18 protein-coding genes are annotated in these 18664 nt (G+C 33.4%); 11 read left to right on the plus strand and 7 right to left on the minus strand.

The window, feature by feature from the left end; genetic code table 11:
* The first annotated feature begins 28 nt into the window (after positions 1 to 28).
* Positions 29 to 613 (plus strand): NUDIX hydrolase, encoded by a 585-nt coding sequence (locus tag KFV12_RS00620; RefSeq protein ID WP_254257032.1) that lies wholly within the window; start codon positions 29 to 31, stop codon positions 611 to 613.
* Positions 614 to 718: 105 nt separating this feature from the next.
* On the opposite strand, the gene hxlB is transcribed toward KFV12_RS00620, so the two are convergent.
* Positions 719 to 1267 (minus strand): 6-phospho-3-hexuloisomerase, encoded by a 549-nt coding sequence (gene hxlB, locus KFV12_RS00625; protein WP_254254410.1) that lies wholly within the window; start codon positions 1265 to 1267, stop codon positions 719 to 721.
* Positions 1254 to 1889, minus strand: a complete 636-nt coding sequence (gene hxlA, locus KFV12_RS00630; protein ID WP_254257033.1) for a 3-hexulose-6-phosphate synthase — start codon at positions 1887 to 1889, stop codon at positions 1254 to 1256. The genes hxlB and hxlA overlap by 14 nt, the downstream gene beginning before the upstream one ends.
* Before the next feature lie 99 nt (positions 1890 to 1988).
* Here hxlA and KFV12_RS00635 point away from each other — a divergent pair, with 99 nt between their 5' ends.
* The 4 genes from KFV12_RS00635 to KFV12_RS00650 all read left to right on the plus strand — a co-directional run bounded on the left by KFV12_RS00635 (position 1989) and on the right by KFV12_RS00650 (position 7565).
* Positions 1989 to 2354 carry a winged helix-turn-helix transcriptional regulator gene (locus tag KFV12_RS00635; protein WP_164954010.1) on the plus strand — a complete coding sequence of 122 codons (366 nt, stop codon included), beginning with the start codon at positions 1989 to 1991 and terminating at the stop codon, positions 2352 to 2354.
* 117 nt (positions 2355 to 2471) lie between these two features.
* Complete coding sequence (locus KFV12_RS00640) at positions 2472 to 4733, plus strand: ATP-binding cassette domain-containing protein (protein WP_254257034.1); 2262 nt, start codon at positions 2472 to 2474, stop codon at positions 4731 to 4733.
* A 184-nt stretch (positions 4734 to 4917) separates the two neighbouring features.
* Positions 4918 to 6069, plus strand: a complete 1152-nt coding sequence (locus tag KFV12_RS00645) for a zinc-dependent alcohol dehydrogenase (protein ID WP_111715968.1) — start codon at positions 4918 to 4920, stop codon at positions 6067 to 6069.
* Positions 6070 to 6746: 677 nt separating this feature from the next.
* The gene (locus tag KFV12_RS00650; protein ID WP_254257035.1) at positions 6747 to 7565 is read left to right on the plus strand and encodes a catalase family protein; all 819 of its coding nucleotides are present in this window, start codon (positions 6747 to 6749) and stop codon (positions 7563 to 7565) included.
* Positions 7566 to 7680: 115 nt separating this feature from the next.
* Here the strand turns inward: KFV12_RS00650 and KFV12_RS00655 are convergent, their stop codons facing one another.
* Both KFV12_RS00655 and KFV12_RS00660 read right to left on the minus strand, forming a co-directional pair.
* Positions 7681 to 8385 carry a M15 family metallopeptidase gene (locus KFV12_RS00655; RefSeq protein ID WP_111715971.1) on the minus strand — a complete coding sequence of 235 codons (705 nt, stop codon included), beginning with the start codon at positions 8383 to 8385 and terminating at the stop codon, positions 7681 to 7683.
* Between the two features lie 46 nt (positions 8386 to 8431).
* A complete protein-coding gene (locus tag KFV12_RS00660; RefSeq protein WP_254257036.1) occupies positions 8432 to 9865 on the minus strand; it encodes a protein adenylyltransferase SelO in 1434 nt (477 codons plus the stop codon).
* A gap of 141 nt (positions 9866 to 10006) precedes the next feature.
* Here KFV12_RS00660 and nagA point away from each other — a divergent pair, with 141 nt between their 5' ends.
* Positions 10007 to 11149 (plus strand): N-acetylglucosamine-6-phosphate deacetylase, encoded by a 1143-nt coding sequence (gene nagA, locus KFV12_RS00665; protein ID WP_254257602.1) that lies wholly within the window; start codon positions 10007 to 10009, stop codon positions 11147 to 11149.
* Positions 11150 to 11310: 161 nt separating this feature from the next.
* Here the strand turns inward: nagA and KFV12_RS00670 are convergent, their stop codons facing one another.
* Entirely contained in the window at positions 11311 to 11784 is a 474-nt protein-coding gene (locus KFV12_RS00670; RefSeq protein ID WP_254257037.1) for a pyridoxamine 5'-phosphate oxidase family protein, read from the minus strand.
* Positions 11785 to 11962: 178 nt separating this feature from the next.
* Here KFV12_RS00670 and KFV12_RS00675 point away from each other — a divergent pair, with 178 nt between their 5' ends.
* The 3 genes from KFV12_RS00675 to KFV12_RS00685 all read left to right on the plus strand — a co-directional run bounded on the left by KFV12_RS00675 (position 11963) and on the right by KFV12_RS00685 (position 14028).
* Positions 11963 to 12877: a LysR family transcriptional regulator gene (locus KFV12_RS00675; protein WP_254257038.1), complete on the plus strand. Its 915-nt coding sequence runs from the start codon at positions 11963 to 11965 to the stop codon at positions 12875 to 12877.
* A 91-nt stretch (positions 12878 to 12968) separates the two neighbouring features.
* Positions 12969 to 13355, plus strand: a complete 387-nt coding sequence (locus tag KFV12_RS00680) for a CidA/LrgA family protein (protein ID WP_111715979.1) — start codon at positions 12969 to 12971, stop codon at positions 13353 to 13355.
* Positions 13342 to 14028, plus strand: a complete 687-nt coding sequence (locus tag KFV12_RS00685; RefSeq protein WP_111715981.1) for an LrgB family protein — start codon at positions 13342 to 13344, stop codon at positions 14026 to 14028. The genes KFV12_RS00680 and KFV12_RS00685 overlap by 14 nt, the downstream gene beginning before the upstream one ends.
* Positions 14029 to 14086: 58 nt before the next feature.
* Here the strand turns inward: KFV12_RS00685 and KFV12_RS00690 are convergent, their stop codons facing one another.
* Positions 14087 to 14608 carry an NADPH-dependent FMN reductase gene (locus KFV12_RS00690; RefSeq protein WP_254257039.1) on the minus strand — a complete coding sequence of 174 codons (522 nt, stop codon included), beginning with the start codon at positions 14606 to 14608 and terminating at the stop codon, positions 14087 to 14089.
* 187 nt (positions 14609 to 14795) lie between these two features.
* Between KFV12_RS00690 and KFV12_RS00695 the strand changes: the two genes are divergently transcribed.
* Positions 14796 to 15620, plus strand: a complete 825-nt coding sequence (locus KFV12_RS00695) for an arylamine N-acetyltransferase family protein (protein ID WP_254257040.1) — start codon at positions 14796 to 14798, stop codon at positions 15618 to 15620.
* A gap of 43 nt (positions 15621 to 15663) precedes the next feature.
* Here KFV12_RS00695 and KFV12_RS00700 read toward each other — a convergent pair whose 3' ends face one another.
* Positions 15664 to 17112: a YhgE/Pip family protein gene (locus KFV12_RS00700; RefSeq protein ID WP_254257041.1), complete on the minus strand. Its 1449-nt coding sequence runs from the start codon at positions 17110 to 17112 to the stop codon at positions 15664 to 15666.
* A gap of 264 nt (positions 17113 to 17376) precedes the next feature.
* Here KFV12_RS00700 and KFV12_RS00705 point away from each other — a divergent pair, with 264 nt between their 5' ends.
* Entirely contained in the window at positions 17377 to 18570 is a 1194-nt protein-coding gene (locus KFV12_RS00705) for an NAD(P)/FAD-dependent oxidoreductase (protein ID WP_254257042.1), read from the plus strand.
* Positions 18571 to 18664: the final 94 nt, after the last annotated feature.

Genomic DNA, 18664 nt, shown 5'->3' on the forward strand with positions numbered 1-18664 from the left:
TACCAGTTCGAGGTAAAGGAGTATTTGAATGAGTGAGTTATTAAATGTTTATTATAAAAATAGAAAATTAAAAGGTGTAGATAGTAGACAGAAAATACATCAACAAGGGGAATGGCATGAAACATTTCAATGTATATTTACACAAGATGACAATATATTTCTTCAAAAAAGAAGTTCTAATGTTAAAGATTATAAAGGTATGATTGATGTAACAGTTGGAGGACACCTATTAAATAATGAAACAGTCGATAATGGAACGCGTGAGATTGAAGAAGAGATGGGGCTTCAAGTAGGCTTTGAAAGTTTAAGCTTTTTATGTACGCTTCCTGAGGAGATGACTTCAGGTGACATGATCGATAGAGAGTTTATAAATATATATACTCTAGAAGTGTCAGAAGAAGATGTAAATAGTATTCAGCATGATATAGAAGTAGACTATTTATTAAAGATAAACTTGGAAGATTTCTATAATTTTTGTATAAACAACGCTGAGAATTGCAAAGGATATACTGTTATTAGCGAGGAAATGATTACTTTTACAAAAAGTGATTTTCTACCTTACAGCAATGCATACTTTATGTGTATTGGTGCGTTACTATTCAATAAAATGTAAGTGAGAATGATATCCTTAAAGTTATCATAAATGATGTGATTTTTCATAACAATAAAGCGACTCTCTAAAATTGTAGAGAGTCGCTTTATATTTTGTTTCGGATTATTATTCTAAATTTGCATGATTATTCTGCATTGTTTCTTCATCAACATTTAGTACTTCTTGAATCGTTAACACGACACTGTCTAAATAGATTTGACTGCTCTGCTCAAAGAGACTGCCTAAAGGTTGTTTTGAACCTTCTGCATCGTATTTTGTACCAGCAGGTAATACGATGGTTAAGTCTGCAATATCAGCAATGGGTGATTCGTCTTTTGTTGATAATAATAATACATATGCTTCATTATCTTTCGCTGTTTGTGCGAGCAATTTTAAATGAGCTGTAGATCCTGAACCTGATGCTATAACAAAGACATCATTTTTCTGGATTGATGGTGTAGTTGTTTCACCTACGACATAAGCCTTTTTGCCTAATTGATTTAATCTCATGGCAAAGCTCTTAATGACAAGACCTGAACGGCCTTTACCAGCTACAAATATTGATGATGCATTCATAAGCTTTTTTGAAAATTTTTCTGAATTTGTTTCATCAACATGTGATAATGTCTGCTTTATTTCATTTAAAATTAATTCAAAATGATTAAGCATGTGCATCAACGATTTCACGACATTTTTTAGCAGCAGCTTTTGGATCATCAGCATTTGCGATACCGCCACCTACGATGAGTAGGTCAGGTTTTTCGGCTGCTACTGTTTCGATTGTATCAGGTTTAATACCTCCAGCTACAGCTACTTTAGAATTTGAAATCACTGATTTCACAGTACGTAAACTTTCTAAAGGTGATACTCCTTCAGCTTGTAAATCATAGCCAGTGTGAACTGCGATATAATCAGCACCCATTTTATCTAATTCAGCTGCGCGCTGTTCTAAATTTTGAACTGCGATCATATCAACTAATAGTTCTTTACCGTGTTTGTGTGCTTCTTCAATAGCGCTTTTAATTGAAGCATCTTCAGCCACTCCTAAGATTGTTACGATATCAGCACCAAACTTTATAGCTTGGCTGACTTCATATCCAGCAGCATCCATAATTTTTAAGTCTGCTAATACTTGTGTGTTATTAACTGATTTACTCATATGTTCAACGGCAGATAGCCCTTCGTTTATAACGATAGGTGTTCCAATTTCTACGATATCAATATATTCTTCTACTTCTTGAGCTAACTTTGCTGCCTCTACTTGATCTAATAAATCGATTGCTAATTGTAATTTCATAATAATTTCCCCTCTCTATCTTTTATGTTCCCATTATGGTATTATTTAAACAAAAAAACAATACTGACATTTTAGTCACCATAGAAAGGAAGAATGAATATGTTCATTGAATATAATAATAAAGAATTTTATACATCGAAAGATTTAGCCTTATCTGTAATTGGAGGTAGATGGAAAATTGCAATCATTTATCATCTCTTACATGATGATAGATTAAGATTAAGTGAATTACAAAACAAATTGCCGGACATCAATCAACGTATGTTAATTAGGCAGTTGCGAGAATTAGAGCACGACAAAATTATTGAAAGAACCGTCTATCCAGTCGTTCCCCCTAAAGTAGATTACAAGTTAACAGAAATAGGATTAAAACTTGATAATGTTGTTTCTTCAATTTGTAATTGGGGTGATGACTTTTTGGCAACAATTAATCGTGATAATGGCGATAATTCAAATGAAAAATAAGATTTATTTAAGATGCTATTAGAAATTAAGATTTATGTATGTAGTATAGCTAAAACAGACTTTAATAAAATCTGATAATCAGGGTATATAAACTATAAATTACTATGGAGTGATTCAATGAAACCGATCAAGATTATTGGAGCAAAGCAGAATAATTTAAAAGATATATCTCTTGAGATACCGAAACATAAACTGACTGTCTTTACAGGACGCTCGGGTTCTGGGAAGTCTTCTCTAGTATTTAATACGATTGCTGCAGAAAGCGAGCGCCTATTAAATGAAACGTATAGTACTTATATACAAAATCAGCTTAATCATTATGATAAACCTGTTGTCGATCGTATTGAGAATTTGCCTGTATCAATGGTCATTGGACAAGATAGAATTGGTGGAAACTCAAGATCCACGGTAGGAACAATTTCAGATATCTATTCTGGTGTGAGATTATTGTGGTCACGTATTGGACAGCCATTTGTAGGATATTCTATGGATTTTTCTTTTAATAATACGAATGGTATGTGCAAAACGTGTGATGGGTTAGGTTATGTAGAAGATATTGATTTAAATGAGTTATTACATTTCGATCGTTCACTAAATGAAGATGCAATCAAGTTTCCATCTTTTGGACCTAATACATGGCGTGGTAGACGTTATTTAAATACGGGATTATTTGACAATGATAAGAAATTGAAAGATTATTCTAAAGAAGAGATGGATACATTTTTGTATCAAGAACCTATAAAATTAAAAAATCCACCATCAAACTGGCCGAAGACGGCTAAATATGAAGGATTAATTTATCGATTCAGAAGATCATTTCTAATCAACGATACATATGAAAAGAAGAAATTTATTAAAGATGTGAATCGTATCGTTACAAAGCAGGTTTGCCCGGATTGCAAAGGTAAACGTCTAAATGACAAAATATTAAGTTGTAAAATCAATGGCTTAAACATTGCTGATTTTTGTGAACTAACGATAAATGATGAAATTAAGTTCTTGAATAACATTGTTGATCATAAAGCACAGTATATTATTGAACCTTTAGTCAAACAATTAGAAGCGTTAAAACGTGTTGGTTTAGGCTATTTGACATTAAGTCGAGAAACGACCACTTTATCAGGGGGAGAATCTCAAAGAATTAAGTTAATTCGTCATTTAAATAGTCCACTTACGGATTTAGTCTATATTATTGATGAACCAAGTGTGGGCCTACATCCTGAAGATATTGAAAATATTAATCAAATCATGCTGTCAATTCGTGATAAAGGTAATACCGTGCTCGTTGTTGAGCATGATCCTGATGTCATTAAGATTGCAGATTATTGTGTTGATATCGGACCAGGAAGTGGTAAGCATGGAGGAGAAGTTATATTTACCGGGAAATATAATGAATTGCTCAAAGGTAGTAGCCCGACTGGTAAGGCGTTATCTCAGCCACACGCATTTAAATCGGAAGTAAGAGTGTCAAATGAAAATCTAGCACTAAAAAATATTACGAAGAATAACTTGAAAGATGTATCAGTAAATATCCCTAAACATGTGTTAACTGTTGTAACAGGTGTTGCAGGTTCCGGTAAAAGTACGTTAATACAAACAGGACTGCGTGAAAGAGAAGATGTGATTTATATCGATCAGAAACCTGTAAATGCGACAAATCGCTCCAATTTACTTACCTACCTCAATGTCTTTGATGATATTAGATCATACTATAGCAAAGAGACAGGGCTTAATAAAGGAATGTTTAGCTATAATTCTGAAGGTGCATGCCCAAATTGTAACGGTAAAGGCGTCATAAAGACGGAGCTTGCATTCATGTCAGACTTTGTTCAGCAATGCGAAGTATGCCACGGTAAACGCTATCGTCCAGAAGTACTTGATGCAAAAGTTAAAGGATATTCTATCGCAGACATGCTTGAACTCTCAGTAGAAGAAGCAATCGATTTCTTTCCGATAGCAAGTGTTAATCAAGTGTTGAACAGTGTAAAGCGTACAGGACTAGACTATATGACTTTAGGGCAGTCATTAGATACTTTATCAGGTGGGGAAAGTCAACGTGTGAAACTTAGTCGATATATTAATGAAGGTGTGACAGATAAGATATTTATCTTTGATGAACCTACAACAGGTTTACATGAAGCGGATATTGATAACTTAAAAAGCATCTTTGATTATTTAATTGATGAAAATAATACAGTGATTGTAATAGAGCACAATTTAACAATGATGACTTATGCAGATTGGATGATTGACATTGGACCACGTGCAGGATTAGACGGAGGAAAAGTACTCTATAGTGGAGTGCCTAGTGAAATTGTTTATGAAGAAAAATCATTAACAGGTAAGCATTTGATGAGATTTGTTAATCAAAACAATTAAAAATATTGCACATAAACAGATGCTTATATACAAAAAATAGTTTTTCACTATGTTTTCTAAATGTCACTGTAAGGAGTGTAGAGATGGTTCCAAACACTGCTAGTTATTTAATCAAGATGTTTATTACTCCAAGTACGGGGTACTAATTTCGTATGTAACACAATATAAAAGGGGAGTGTTGTATATGAAGGCAGTAACATTTCAAGGTAAGAAGAAAATGAAAATGAAAAAAGTTCCAGATCCAAAGATAATTGAGCCAACTGATGCAATTATTAAGATTACCGCTTCGGGTATATGTGGGTCGGATTTACATTTATATCATCAAGGCGATATGTTTATGGATAAAGATTTTGTTATCGGGCATGAACCGATGGGAATTGTTGAAGAAGTCGGTAAAGACGTTAAAAAACTAAAAAAAGGTGATCGTGTAGTCATTCCGTTTAATATAGGTTGTGGCGACTGTTTCTACTGTAATAATCAAATGGAATCGCAATGTGATCAATCTAATGAAGAACCTGCCAACTGGAAGATGGATAACGGTGCATTATTTGGTTTTGGGAAGATGCACGGCAATTTCTGGGGTGGACAAGCAGAATATTTAAGAGTTCCTCATGCTGATTTCTCTTCATTTGTAGTCCCGGATAGTGATTTAAAAGATGAACAAGTATTATTTTTATCTGATGTAGTACCTACTGCATATTGGAGTGTTGAACATGCAGGTGTGAAAGCAGGAGATACTGTTATTGTATTAGGATGTGGTCCTATTGGATTAATGGCACAAAAATTTGCAAAGCTAAAAGGTGCTGATCGTGTTATAGCAATAGATAATGTCGAACATAGACTAGAGCATGCCAAAAAATATAATGGTGCGGAAGTTTATAATTTTGATAAAGAAAAAGAAATAGGAAAGTTATTAAAAGAACAAACAAGTGGTGGTGCAGATGTGGTTATCGATTGTGTTGGATTTGATGGCGCACAATCAAGCCCAGAACCAAAACTTTCAAAAAAATCTCAACAAAGAGGAACAATTAGTCCGATTATTACTGCTGCAGAATCAGTTCGTAAATTTGGTACGATTCAACTGACAGGAATTTATGGTACACCAGCTGATAACTTTCCACTTGATTTAATATTTAATAGGAATGTTCGTTTAACCACTGGGCAGGCACCAGTTATTCACTTAATGCCTAAATTATATGAAATGATTAAAGATGAAGTATTTGATCCAACTGAAATTATCACGCATACTTTCCCACTAGAAAAAGCGGATGAAGCTTATAAAGTTTTCGATAAAAAGCGTGATAATAATATTAAGGTTGTATTTAAGCCAGAATAATTATTTAAGGATAAGTTAGGAGAGCAATACATTGCTCAAAAGCGTTAAATCTGAAAAGATATAAAACTGATTTGGTTATATATTTGAGACTGGTCTGGCGGTTTTTATTGACGAGATTATTTTTTATTAGTTTTTGTAGTGGGAACACTGTTATGATGAGATGACAAAAGAAATCTGTTCAGCATCTGATGGTGTATTATTAACTGCGATGTGTGGCTTTGTTGTAATGCCATGTTTATTTTTACATACCGACGCGCATAAAGAAAGTAGTCAGATATACTAGCAATTCTGGATAGGCAATGCAGTAATAGGCATAGGTACTTTTCAGATTTATGATGGAATTATTAATTTAAAAAGGTCTGGTGCATAAGTAAGTAAACCTTCGATTTACCATAGCTAAGCGAAATTCGAAAAAAATTTTCGGGTTTCGCTTTTTATATATACATACATAAAAAATATTAACCATAGGAGAGGTGGTTATGAACTGGAAAGAAAATTTCATGAAATCTATTAATAGGCATTGGATAATGTTTTGTATCAAATTATTTTATCTGATGATTTGAGACGATAGACGAATCAAATATGTATATTTTATTTGTTTCAGCATTTTACATATAATACCAAATGATGTAAAGACCTCTTTTTTAGGGTAATTAAAAACTAAAGGAGGAGATTTTATGAAAGATAAAGCACTTTATATCATCCAGACCATCGAAAGGTTAGCGAAAACTTCAAAAGGTGGTAAGCGTGCGCATACGAAAGGATTTAATTATTCTGGAGAAGTTAAACTGAATGTTGAAGGACAAAAGGTTTTAGGTCAGTATCACAATGCTCGTGTTAGATTATCGGATGCTTTAACAACTAAAAATCATATTACAAAGTTAGTTCCACTAAAAGGTATGGCGATTCGTTTCGAAGGATCTAATCCCTTCGATTTAGTATTAGTGACATTTCCTTATTTTCCGTGGACTAAGGCCGACTCAATATACAAGATTGCACAATATAGCAATGCAATTCATGATGAAGATAACGTAGGTGTTAAGCTTAATTTATTCAGACATTTAATGAAGATTGAAGGATTCAATAAAGATTTGAAGAAATTTATCTTCAATCAACCAATACTGCCAACGTTTAAAGAGAAAACGTATTACAATCTACATTACTTTAAAACGAATGAGGGTAAATTTGTAAGGTTTAGAACAACGTTAAAAGGTGAAACGATTATTTTACAAGCAGAGATTCACCAACAACCCCATCCTATCTCTGAATTACCGAATGATTATCAGTTGGTTGAAATAGGTACTATTCAAATTAGAGAAGCGGTTAAAGAAAATATTGAGGTCTTTGATTTATTTCAAACGGGTTCTAACTTAACTCCGTTAGCTGATGATGAGATAATTCAATTAAGATCAGAACTTTATACAATTTCACATCAGAGAAGGAGTGCAGAAGGTATTGATTATGATAATGTTATACCTTTAGATAAGCTGGATTAATAAACAGTCGATTTGAATGTGTTATTTATTGCAAAAAGTGAAATGCGATATTTAATCGTATTTCACTTTTTTAATATGAGAGAATTAGTATATATAATTAAGTAAGAGCAAAACATTAGTATTTACAAATCACACCACGTACTGTGTGTTTGCCGGAAGATAGACGTTTCTTCCCCTGAATACCGAAATACTCTTCTAATGTTACGTTATTATATTTGATACGTGCTGCATGTGTACGTCCTACATATCGAATATGCCAAGGTTCATACATAAATCCTGTGATTTGTTCTTTACCTTTTAGATATCGGATGATAAATCCGTATTTATGAGCATTTTTCTGAAGATATTTTGACGCAGCGGTATATTCAAATGATGTCGATAATGTACCATAATTCGTGCCATCTTTAATATCCATAGCAAGCCCCAATTGATGTTCACTTGTACCAGGTCTTGCTGAAATACGGTTTGCATAAGCTTGTCCGTAAGATGCGACATAACTATTATAAAGATATTGCTGTGTTGCATACGATCTATAGCCATATGCTCCAGTTTGACCAACGATTTCAAGATTGATACCTTGCTTTCTAGCATCTGCTTTCATCTTGTTGTACCACTTAATCATCGTTTTATTGGCACCTGGATTATATTTTCTTGACATATAGTATTGTTTATTCGCTATAGGTATACCATTGATTTTAGATATTGTCTTATTACTGACATGAATAGAACAACTTTTATGGTTAGCTGCATGTGTCTCATGTAATGGGGATGTTGTGGCGACAATTAAACCAACCAGGCTCAATTTAGCAAATGCATTCATATGAAGTCTCCTTATAATATGTTCTTGTTATATTATACTATGCTTTTTATGTCCCGCAATACGTCTGATATACTCTGTCAGTTGGAGGGGCTGGACTTAAATACTGTGCCTCATGATGATCATCAAAAGGATGACTTAATGCTTCAAGTAATTGATGTAACTTCGTATAATCCTGAGCAAGTGTAGCATCACTCAGTGCTTCTTCTACGAGATGATTTCTTGGGATTACTGCGGGATTGACGGATTGCATTAAACTAAATGCATCGGTTGTTTCATCTTGTTGAATAATATCTTCCCATCGTTTATACCAGGCTTGTACATCATCGTGTTTAAAGCATCCTTCTTCTTTAAATGTGTGAGTCGCTAAACTTCTGAAAGTCTTCGTAAAGTCGAGTTCATATTTCTCTAATAATGCAAGTAAATCAATCACGAGTTGGAAGTCTTGTTGTTGAATGTTCTCAATGCCAATCTTTTGACCAAAGCGTTTCATATAATGAGAAACATATAAATCCTGAAACGTACCAAGTGCAGTTTCTGCATATTGTATTGCTAGTGCATCATCATCATCAATTAATGGAATAAGCGTTTCAGCAAAGCGTGTTAAGTTCCAAAGTGCGATACTCGGCTGATTATCGTAAGCATACCTACCATATTGATCGATTGAGCTAAATACAGTCGATGGATGATACGTATCCATAAAAGCACAAGGACCATAATCAATTGTTTCACCACTAATCGTCATATTATCTGTGTTCATTACACCATGGATAAATCCAATCGATTGCCATTGTGCGATAAGAGAAGCTTGCTTTTCAATCACTATGTTAAGTAAAGAAAGATATGGGTTATGATCGTGCTTTATTTCTGGATAATGACGTGATATTGCGTAATCTGCTAATTGTTTAATATTATTTTTATTCTCAGTGCGCACTGCATATTCAAATGTGCCGACGCGTAAATTACTTTGAGCAATGCGAACAAGTACAGCACCTGGTAAAGATGTTTCACGGTAAACATTGTCTCCGCTGAGGGACGCTGCAAGACTTCTTGTAGTAGGAATATTTAATTGATACATCGCTTCACTAATAATATATTCTCTAAGCATCGGACCAATAGCAGCGCGACCATCGCCTGAACGAGAAAAGATTGTACGACCAGAACCTTTTAACTGTATATCATAACGCTTGTTGTCTTCTGTCAAATGTTCACCAAGCACATGTGCACGTCCATCTCCAAGCATTGTGAAATGACCAAATTGATGTCCGGCATATGCATGTGCAGCAGGTAGACTTCCTGGCAGTATCTCTTTTCCTGATAAATATTCAGGATAATCTTGAATGGATACATCTATATTAAGTTGCTCCGCTAATTTTGTATTAAATATAACAACTTCAGGTTGAGCGGGTTTGTCGGGCTGACTAATTTCATAAAAGTCATCAGATAACTTTAAATAAGAGTTGTCGAAACGAAGATTAAACATGTGAACCTCCTTGAAAGGATATTGTAGTTTCATCTTAACATTAAGACGGACAAAATGATGATATTTTAAATTAATGATAAAATAATGATGGATAAGATATTACTGATATTTTCTTATAAAGTCTAACAAGAAAGAGATGATCTGATGCGTTACGTGATTAAAAGTAAAAACATATTTACTGAAGAAGGTATAGTTGATGGTTATATTGTTATTAATAATAAAAAGATAGAAGCCATTCAAACGGGTTTATATTCTGGAGAAGGCAGTGTATGTGATTATCATGATGCTTATATAATGCCAGGATTTATAGATATTCATATTCACGGTGGATATGGTGAAGATGCTATGGATGCATCATTTGAGGGACTAAAGCATTTATCGAAATCTTTGCTGAGCGAGGGCACAACATCATTTCTTCCCACAACAATGACACAATCGAATGACAATATTATTCAAGCACTTCAAAATATAAAAAATGTGCACAATGATGAATATGAAGGTGCAGAAATATTAGGAGTACATTTAGAAGGTCCGTTTATTTCTGAGGAGAAAATTGGTGCACAAAATCCTAAATACGTTCAGCAGCCAAATGTAGAACAACTCAAAACATTCCAGGAACAGTCAGGAGATTTAATAAAGATTATTACATTTGCACCTGAAAAAGAGGGTACAAAAGAAATGATTGAAAGTTTCCCTGAGATTATATTCTCAATTGGGCATTCTGCTGCAACTTATGAACAGGCGGAACAAGCAGTAGCTAACGGTGCACGACACATTACACATCTTTATAATGGCAGTTCAGGTTTCCAGCACCGTGAACCTGGTGTAGTAGGAATGGCGCTTACTAATGATAATATTCATACGGAATTAATAGTAGATGGATTGCATGCACATCCGGCAAGTGTAAAACTTGCCATAACAGCAAAAGGTAATGAGAAATTTTATTTAATTACAGATGCAATGAGAGCGAAAGGAAAACCAGATGGTGTTTATGATTTAGGGGGCCAGGCAGTAACTGTGAAAGATGGAGAAGCCAGAATAAGTTCTGGCGCACTTGCAGGTAGTGTATTAAAGATGAATCATGGTCTTAAGCAATTATTAGAATATAGTGGGAAAGATTTAAGCGAACTTTGGCGAGTGACAAGTCTAAATCAGGCGATTGCTTTAAAGATAGATGATAGTAAGGGTTCAATTAAAGAGGGAAAAGATGCGGATATTGTTATACTAGATGAGAATTTTGAAGTTATATCGACGATCAAGTCAGGTAAACGATATGAATTTTAATTATGAATTAAATTATAAATCTTGTGATAGAAGGGAATGTAAAATAAACTGCGAAGTAGAGGTGTACGCACGCTACTCACATAGTCTATTTTACATTCCCTAAAATTGGTGTTTTTATTATTATAGAGACCAATTTATGACTCGGCCACTTTTTTTATATTTTATAACTCTATAGATTTATTGATTGAAGTATCGCTACCAGTATCATTAGAAACTAATGATTTAATACCTTCTACAACAGTTTTAACTTTATCATCTGTTGCCCAGTATTCAGCTGAATCTGGTACAACTTTAATAAGCACTACATTTGGATCATCATGTGATGTGCTTAAGAATAGTTCAATCCCTTTACTCCAATATTCTTTTTTCTTCGCATCATCATTTATAATTTCAGCATGTCCTGCGATGGATACATAACCTTTTTTCGTAAATGCTAAATTCACACGGTTATCATTTTTTATTTCTTCAGTTTTCTCTGTAAGTGTTGATAAGAACCATATGTTACCTTGATCATCTACATCTTGATAACTCATCGGTCTAGATACTAATTTATCTTGGTGGATTGTTGTTAACATTGCAATATCGTTCTTCTCGATTAACTCAAATAACTTATCATAAGATTGCTTGCTGCTCATACTTAATCCCTCCATATTATTGATATTATTATAATACCCATACTAATAGGAGATTATTCATATATATATAAATTTATTGACTATAATGATATATACTTGAATGTAATAGACGGTATTTATTAAAGTGTTATGCCCAAGTATTCGGAGCAATAATGGTAGAATAACTGAAGATATTATATTGTATGCTGAAAAAGGTGATGATCATATGGATATTAAGCAGTTAAAATACTTTGTAGAGATTGTACAACACAAAAGCATGACAGAGGCCGCTAATCAATTATATATGTCACAATCTACATTGAGTAAGGCGGTTAGAGATTTAGAAAAGGAATTTAATACTTCATTATTCACTCGTCAAAACAGACGTCTTATACTTACAGACGAAGGAAAGTTACTATATGATCAATCTTTAGAATTGATTCGGTTATACAATCAATTACCGGATGAATTACATCAAAAAGACGGTAATGAAACCGGGCATATTCGTTTTGGATTATCTACGATTGCAGATGCTAATAAATTCATGAATACTTTTCAAGCTTATCATGATAGATATCCGAAGATTACTTATCAATTGACACAGGGCGGTGGAAAGTCAATTGAGCAGAAAATATTGAGTAATCAATTGGATCTTGGTATAACATCACTTCCGGTTGATACAAATAATTTTGATTACTTACCGATTTATAAAGAGCATTTCTATATTGTTTTATTAAAGAATCACGTGTTATGCAATAAAAATGTTATTAAATTAAACGATTTAAAGGAAGAATCGTTTATTATGTTTGATGAAGCTTACTATATCAATGATTTAATTCAGACAGTATGCAGACAACAGGGGTTTGTACCGAAAGTCATCGCTAAGATAACGCAATGGAATATTATAGAGTATTTAATTACATCGAATATAGGTGTAACGATATTACCGGAAAATATTGCTAAGACACTCAATAAAAACCCTGAAATAACAATTGTACCGATTGAAAAAGAGATACTTTCATGGGAAATCGGTGTAATCTGGAAAAAGAACGTTTACTTAAATCAAGTATCTAGAAAATGGATTGATTATATGACGATTCATTTAAATCAATGATACATGAATTTTTTCATAAAATCTATCGATAATTGCTATTTTTATCGATAGATTATTTGTATTACAATAGTATAGCTGGGGGGCGAAATGAATGGCGAAAAAAATCATGATTACGCTATTTCAATTACTATTGATTATTTTAATTACGAGTGTGGGCAACTTACTGCAACAATTTCTGCATCTACCGATTGCAGGTAGTATTATCGGTCTTGTATTATTTTACATCTTACTTATGACTGGCGTGGTAAAGGAAACCTGGATTAAATCAGGTGCCAATTTATTTTTGACGACAATGATATTCTTCTTTCTGCCTTCTATTGTAGGAGTAAAGAATATTATAGGCCAAATGGATAGTAACTTTGTAATTTTCTTTTTATTGATCGCATTTGGTACTGTCACTGTTGCCTACTTATCAGGTTATATTGCAGAGAAATCTATCAATCGTATAAAAGGTCGTGTACAAGATGTTAGTCATTAAAACAATTAGCATGATTATTATTACAATAGTTTTCTTTATCATCGCCAAGATGATACAAAAAAAGTGGCATTCACCTTTACTGAATCCCGCAATTATAGCAGGTATTGGTATAATCGTGATTCTACAACTATTTCATATCAGCTATAACACGTATATGTTGGGTGGGCAATGGATTAACTACTTATTAGGCTGTACAGTAGTGAGTTTGGCTTATCCTTTGTATTTACATACCGATAAAATAATAAAATATGCACCGACGATTTTTTTGAGTGTATTTTCAGCGATTATCCTTAACTTTTTACTTATATTCAGTACGTTAAAAATCTTAGGATATGCTAAAGAAGATATCGCTACTTTACTTCCGCGATCAGTTACGGCAGCAGTGGGATTGCAAATTTCTAAACAAATTGGTGGAGATGATACCATTACGATATTGTTTATATTGGCGACAGGGATAATTGGCAGTATTTTAGGTTCCTATCTCCTCGAGAAATCAAACTTTCAATCAAGTATCGCTAAAGGAATGTCTTTCGGGAATGCATCTCATGCTTTTGGAACTGCAAGAGCTTTAGAAATTGATAACGAATCAGGTGCATTTAGTTCTGTAGCAATGATACTTTCAGCAATATTAAGTTCATTTTTATTACCTATATTTTTAATGTTTTTATATTGAAAAGAGACCTTTTATTGATATTAAAAGGTCTCTTGTTTTATGAGTGTATAATCTGATTTTATGGTTTACTATTAATGTTTTGTATGAAAGTCTTTACCTGTTCGTTGATAGCTTCATCCTGGAACCATCCATCTTCTCGTTGACGACGTTTATTGTAACTAATAAGTAATTGCCATTCATCCTTCAACTCTGCACCCGTAATACTTAAGTGTCTATTCAGTGCTTCAACTGCATGCTTACCAATAGGTGAATGAATAACAAATGCGACTGGTTTTTGCATGAGCGTAGCTTCTGATAACATCCATTCTAATGCATTTTTAAGAATAGCAGGAACGCCCCCCATATATTCAGGGCTGACAATGATTAAAAAATCAGCTGCTTTAATTTTATTTCTCATTTGATTAACGATTTTATAGCGCTCCTGAAACTCAGTTTGAGGGTTAAATAACGGTAATTCTTTTACTTCATAAATGACATCAAATGAATGACCTAATATAGTAAGTTCGCTACCAATTTTCTCGAGTACTTTTAAATTGGTTGAATTTGGATAAGGATTTCCGCTAATGCCAACAATTTTCATGGGTTTGTCTCCTATATTTTTTATTTATTGTATTGAAATAGTATTGTAAAGCAACCTTTTTATCAAGCAATCAACACTTTTAATATTACAATCGATACTTTACTGATATAATCAACAAAGTTGAAACGGACACTTCTCTCATATATAATTTGCTCATATTATATTATTAGAGATTAAGGAGAAAAACATGGCTGTATTACCAACACATAAAGAAGCTTTATCAAATAAACAAGAAGAAAAGATAGATAACTATATAAAATTTCAAGACGAAAAAGAAATTAAACATTTAACGATAGATTATCTGAATGAATTAATAGCACACTATATGTTAAAAGTTCCTTTTGAGAATATTAACGTTCAAAATAAACAGGAAATCAATTTAACACTCGATGGACTTTACGATAAAATCATCTCAAATCATCGAGGAGGTTACTGTTATGAAATGAATACATTCTTCAGACATTACTTGCAGAAAAAAGATTTTGTTGCCTTTAATACATCAGCAACGATTGTTACACCAAAAGGAAGAAGTCGTGAAGGTTCCCATATGACAACTATCGTAGAAATCGATAATAATAGTTATATCGCTGATGTTGGCTTTGGAGATTTACCGATGAAAGCTATTCCAATTGGTACTCACGAACATTTTGAAACTGTTATGGATATTAATGGAACATTTCGTGCCATTCAGATAAACAATCAAATTTTCGTACAAAAGCTTGTGGACGGGGAATACAAAACGAAATATGAAGCAAGTATTCATGCACAGGATTTACAGGATTTTAAAGACAATATAGAATATAATCAATACAATCCGGAATCTATTTTTGTTAAGCAGTTGTTAATTACAATGCCAAATCCTGATGGACGTAAAACTATGACGCATCGTCAAATGACAATAACAGATCACGGGGAAAAAACAACAACTCCCGTGAATAAAGATAATTATCGTAAGCTTTTGGAAGAAAACTTTGGGTTAAATATAGATATTAAACGAATTGATGAACAGTAAAAAATGCCTCGGTTGCGATTGCAACCGAGGCGTTATTTCATTATTAATCTAAATCTCTCGTATTTAAGCGTATATTTTTAAGATTTAATCGACCTAAGTAAGCGAAGTATAGCAGGCAACCGGCAACGATTCCAATTATAGCGATAATTGTGATAGCTGTATTAATCGGAATATTGCCTTCAAAATCGAATATTGATTCTCTTAATGCTTTGATGACATAAGTCATCGGTGAATATGTGTGTAGTGTCTGGAAGAATTTATTAGTTAACTGTATCGGGAAAGTGCCTTCACTTGAACCGAGTTGCAAGATTAATAAAATAATCGCCAGGAATTTTCCGATGTTGCCGAATGCTGCTACCAAAAATGATACGATCAGTACTGCAGCAATAGACCAAACGATTAAAGTAAGTGTGAAGTATCCACGATTGGCAATTTCGATATCTATTACGTACTGTGTAAATAAAGATAAGAATAAACCTTGTAACAAACCGTGTATTAACATTAAGCCAAGTTTGTTCAGCCACCAGTTAACAGCGCTCTTTGATTCCCCTACGCGTTTATCGACTGGATAAATTGTAACAAATGCTATGGCCCCGACATATAGACTTAAACTTAGTACATAAGGTGCGAAACTTTGTCCATAGTTTTCTACCTTTGTGACATTATGTTCAACTGTAGTGACTGGATCACTAATGGTCATTGCATTATCTTTGCTAAAAGATAGATTGTCGGTTTGCTTTAATGATTTATCGATATTTTTAGTGATTTGATTTGTATTTTCAGCGAGTTTATTTAATCCATCAGTGATTTGACTTGAACCGGTGATGAGTTGATTAAACTGCTCATTTTGTAATTGAGGTAATGCAGTTTGGGTTTTAGCAAGCCCACTATCAACTTGTTTAGAACCATTTGCTAAATCAAGCTCAGCTTTTTCCATCTTCTTCAAACCACTAGAAAGCTCTTGAGATTGACCACGCATATCTTTAATTGAACCAAATATTTTCTTTAAATAAAGTTCACGCAAAGATAATGAAATGTTATCTTTAACCGCTTGAATACTCTTGTCACCAATACTTTGTCCGGAATAGCTATAACCTGGGTTAGTTTGAACGTGCATTTCCATATGTTTAGGATTTGGATTGAGCATTGTAGAAGCATCATCTGAGAAGTTTTTAGGAAACTCGATGACAGCAAAGTAATCTCCTTTTTCAATGCCATTTTTAGCTTTTTTTGAATCGATGAATTCCCATTTGAAATCATCATTTTCTTTGAGTTTCTCGATTACTCGATTCCCAAGATTCTCTTCTTTGCCTTGAATCTTAGCGCCTTCGTCATTATTAACGATTGCAATGGGAAGATCTTGTGTCTGACCGTAAGGATCCCACATAGAGTAAATGAATACGGCACTATAAATAATCGGTAAGAATAAAATAACGATTAGCGATAAAAATAAGACAGGATGTTTCTTTAAAGCCTGAAAGTCTTTGAACATGTTTATTTACTCCCTTTTATTATATTAGTAAAATAAAAATATTATTTGCAGACAATTATAATAATTTTTATTTCAAAATACATTTTACTAGTATAGTATATGTAAAATTACAACACAAGTTATTTGTTCTAAAGCATTTAAAAAAATTAACTTTTGTTCAACACAAAAAATAATAAAATTAGACAACGCTAAAACTTTAGATTATACAAAAATGAAATGGGTATGATGAAAATAATATAAAAATTAAGAAGCGGGAGGTTTGTTATGCATAACGGGAAATTATATTGGCCGGAAACTTACGTAAAGAAAAACTATTTGGATGAAACTGAATCGCATTATGATGTAGTGATTATTGGGGGTGGAATGAGCGGGGCATTGACAGCATTTAGAGTTGCACAGGCAGGACATCATACATTACTCATTGATAAAGGTGAAATAGGGAGTGCGAGCAGTGCAGCCAACACTGGGTTAATGCAATATATGAGTGATAAATTGTTGCATGAATGTGTAAAAGACTTTGGAGCGCTTGAAGCCTATCACTTTTATAAAGCAAGTAAAGAAGGTCTGGAGGATATCGAAGCGATTTCGAAATTATTAGACGCGCGCGTAAATTTCATTAAACGTGACAGTCTATTTATCGCTTCTACTAAGCGTGATAAAAAAATCATTAAAGATGAATACGAGGTGTTGAAACACTTTGATTTCCCGGTAGATTACGTCGATCCAGAGCAACTTGAAGAAGTATATGGGATTAAAAAATACAATGCACTTATTACACATGAAGATGCTGAAATCAATCCTTATGTATTTGTGAATGAAGTCGTAAAATACGCACATAGTAACTTCCATTTAGATGTTCTTGAAAATACTGAGTTAGTGAAGTATGAGAAGAAGGAAGAACAAATATTATGTCAGTTAAATGATAGAGTAATTATAACTAATAAACTAATTATGACAACAGGATATGCGAAAAATAAAATAACGAAACGTTATATTCATCGTGAAGAATTTGTCGCAAGTTATGCAGTTGTGACGCAGCCGATTGAAGAAAATCAATTCTGGAAAGATAAAGCGATGATTTGGGAATCTGCAAGACCATACTTATACATAAGACATGTCCCGGGAAATAGAGTGTTAATTGGTGGATTGGATGAGAAGACAGATAAGATACCTAATGAAAAACATATTCAAAAACAAGGCCAACGATTAATTAAAGCGTTTAATAAACTGTATCCGGACATTGAATTAGAAGTAGCGTATGCGTACGGTGCAAGATTTGGTGAAACGAAGGATGGGAAACCATTTATCGGGAAGATAGAAGAAGATGCTGAAGTATATGGATTATATGGATATGGTGGCAATGGAACAGTTTACTCCTCATTTGGTAGCAAACTACTGCTGGATATGAACGAAGGGAAGTACAATCCGTTATCTGAGATTTTTAAGTTGAAGCGATAATTAATAGATAGATAGTTAATAAATAAGCATTCTACACATCGTAGAGTGCTTATTTTTATGGTTTCTACATTTGAGAGGTAGCTTCAGTGTATAG

The organism is Macrococcus epidermidis, assembly GCF_024205965.1.
In the GTDB taxonomy this organism is placed as follows: Bacteria; Bacillota; Bacilli; order Staphylococcales; family Staphylococcaceae; genus Macrococcoides; species Macrococcoides epidermidis.

Bases quoted from the DNA above. Each gene is read 5' to 3' on its own strand.
- KFV12_RS00685 (WP_111715981.1), top strand. From the start codon at position 13,342: ATGTTAGTCATTAAAACAATTAGCATGATTATTATTACAATAGTTTTC.
- KFV12_RS00700 (WP_254257041.1), bottom strand. From the start codon at position 17,112: ATGTTCAAAGACTTTCAGGCTTTAAAGAAACATCCTGTCTTATTTTTA.
- KFV12_RS00690 (WP_254257039.1), bottom strand. From the start codon at position 14,608: ATGAAAATTGTTGGCATTAGCGGAAATCCTTATCCAAATTCAACCAAT.
- KFV12_RS00655 (WP_111715971.1), bottom strand. From the start codon at position 8,385: ATGAATGCATTTGCTAAATTGAGCCTGGTTGGTTTAATTGTCGCCACA.
- KFV12_RS00670 (WP_254257037.1), bottom strand. From the start codon at position 11,784: ATGAGCAGCAAGCAATCTTATGATAAGTTATTTGAGTTAATCGAGAAG.
- KFV12_RS00680 (WP_111715979.1), top strand. From the start codon at position 12,969: ATGGCGAAAAAAATCATGATTACGCTATTTCAATTACTATTGATTATT.
- KFV12_RS00620 (WP_254257032.1), top strand. From the start codon at position 29: ATGAGTGAGTTATTAAATGTTTATTATAAAAATAGAAAATTAAAAGGT.
- KFV12_RS00650 (WP_254257035.1), top strand. From the start codon at position 6,747: ATGAAAGATAAAGCACTTTATATCATCCAGACCATCGAAAGGTTAGCG.
- KFV12_RS00660 (WP_254257036.1), bottom strand. From the start codon at position 9,865: ATGTTTAATCTTCGTTTCGACAACTCTTATTTAAAGTTATCTGATGAC.
- hxlA (WP_254257033.1), bottom strand. From the start codon at position 1,889: ATGAAATTACAATTAGCAATCGATTTATTAGATCAAGTAGAGGCAGCA.
- KFV12_RS00695 (WP_254257040.1), top strand. From the start codon at position 14,796: ATGGCTGTATTACCAACACATAAAGAAGCTTTATCAAATAAACAAGAA.
- KFV12_RS00705 (WP_254257042.1), top strand. From the start codon at position 17,377: ATGCATAACGGGAAATTATATTGGCCGGAAACTTACGTAAAGAAAAAC.
- KFV12_RS00635 (WP_164954010.1), top strand. From the start codon at position 1,989: ATGTTCATTGAATATAATAATAAAGAATTTTATACATCGAAAGATTTA.
- hxlB (WP_254254410.1), bottom strand. From the start codon at position 1,267: ATGCACATGCTTAATCATTTTGAATTAATTTTAAATGAAATAAAGCAG.
- KFV12_RS00645 (WP_111715968.1), top strand. From the start codon at position 4,918: ATGAAGGCAGTAACATTTCAAGGTAAGAAGAAAATGAAAATGAAAAAA.
- KFV12_RS00640 (WP_254257034.1), top strand. From the start codon at position 2,472: ATGAAACCGATCAAGATTATTGGAGCAAAGCAGAATAATTTAAAAGAT.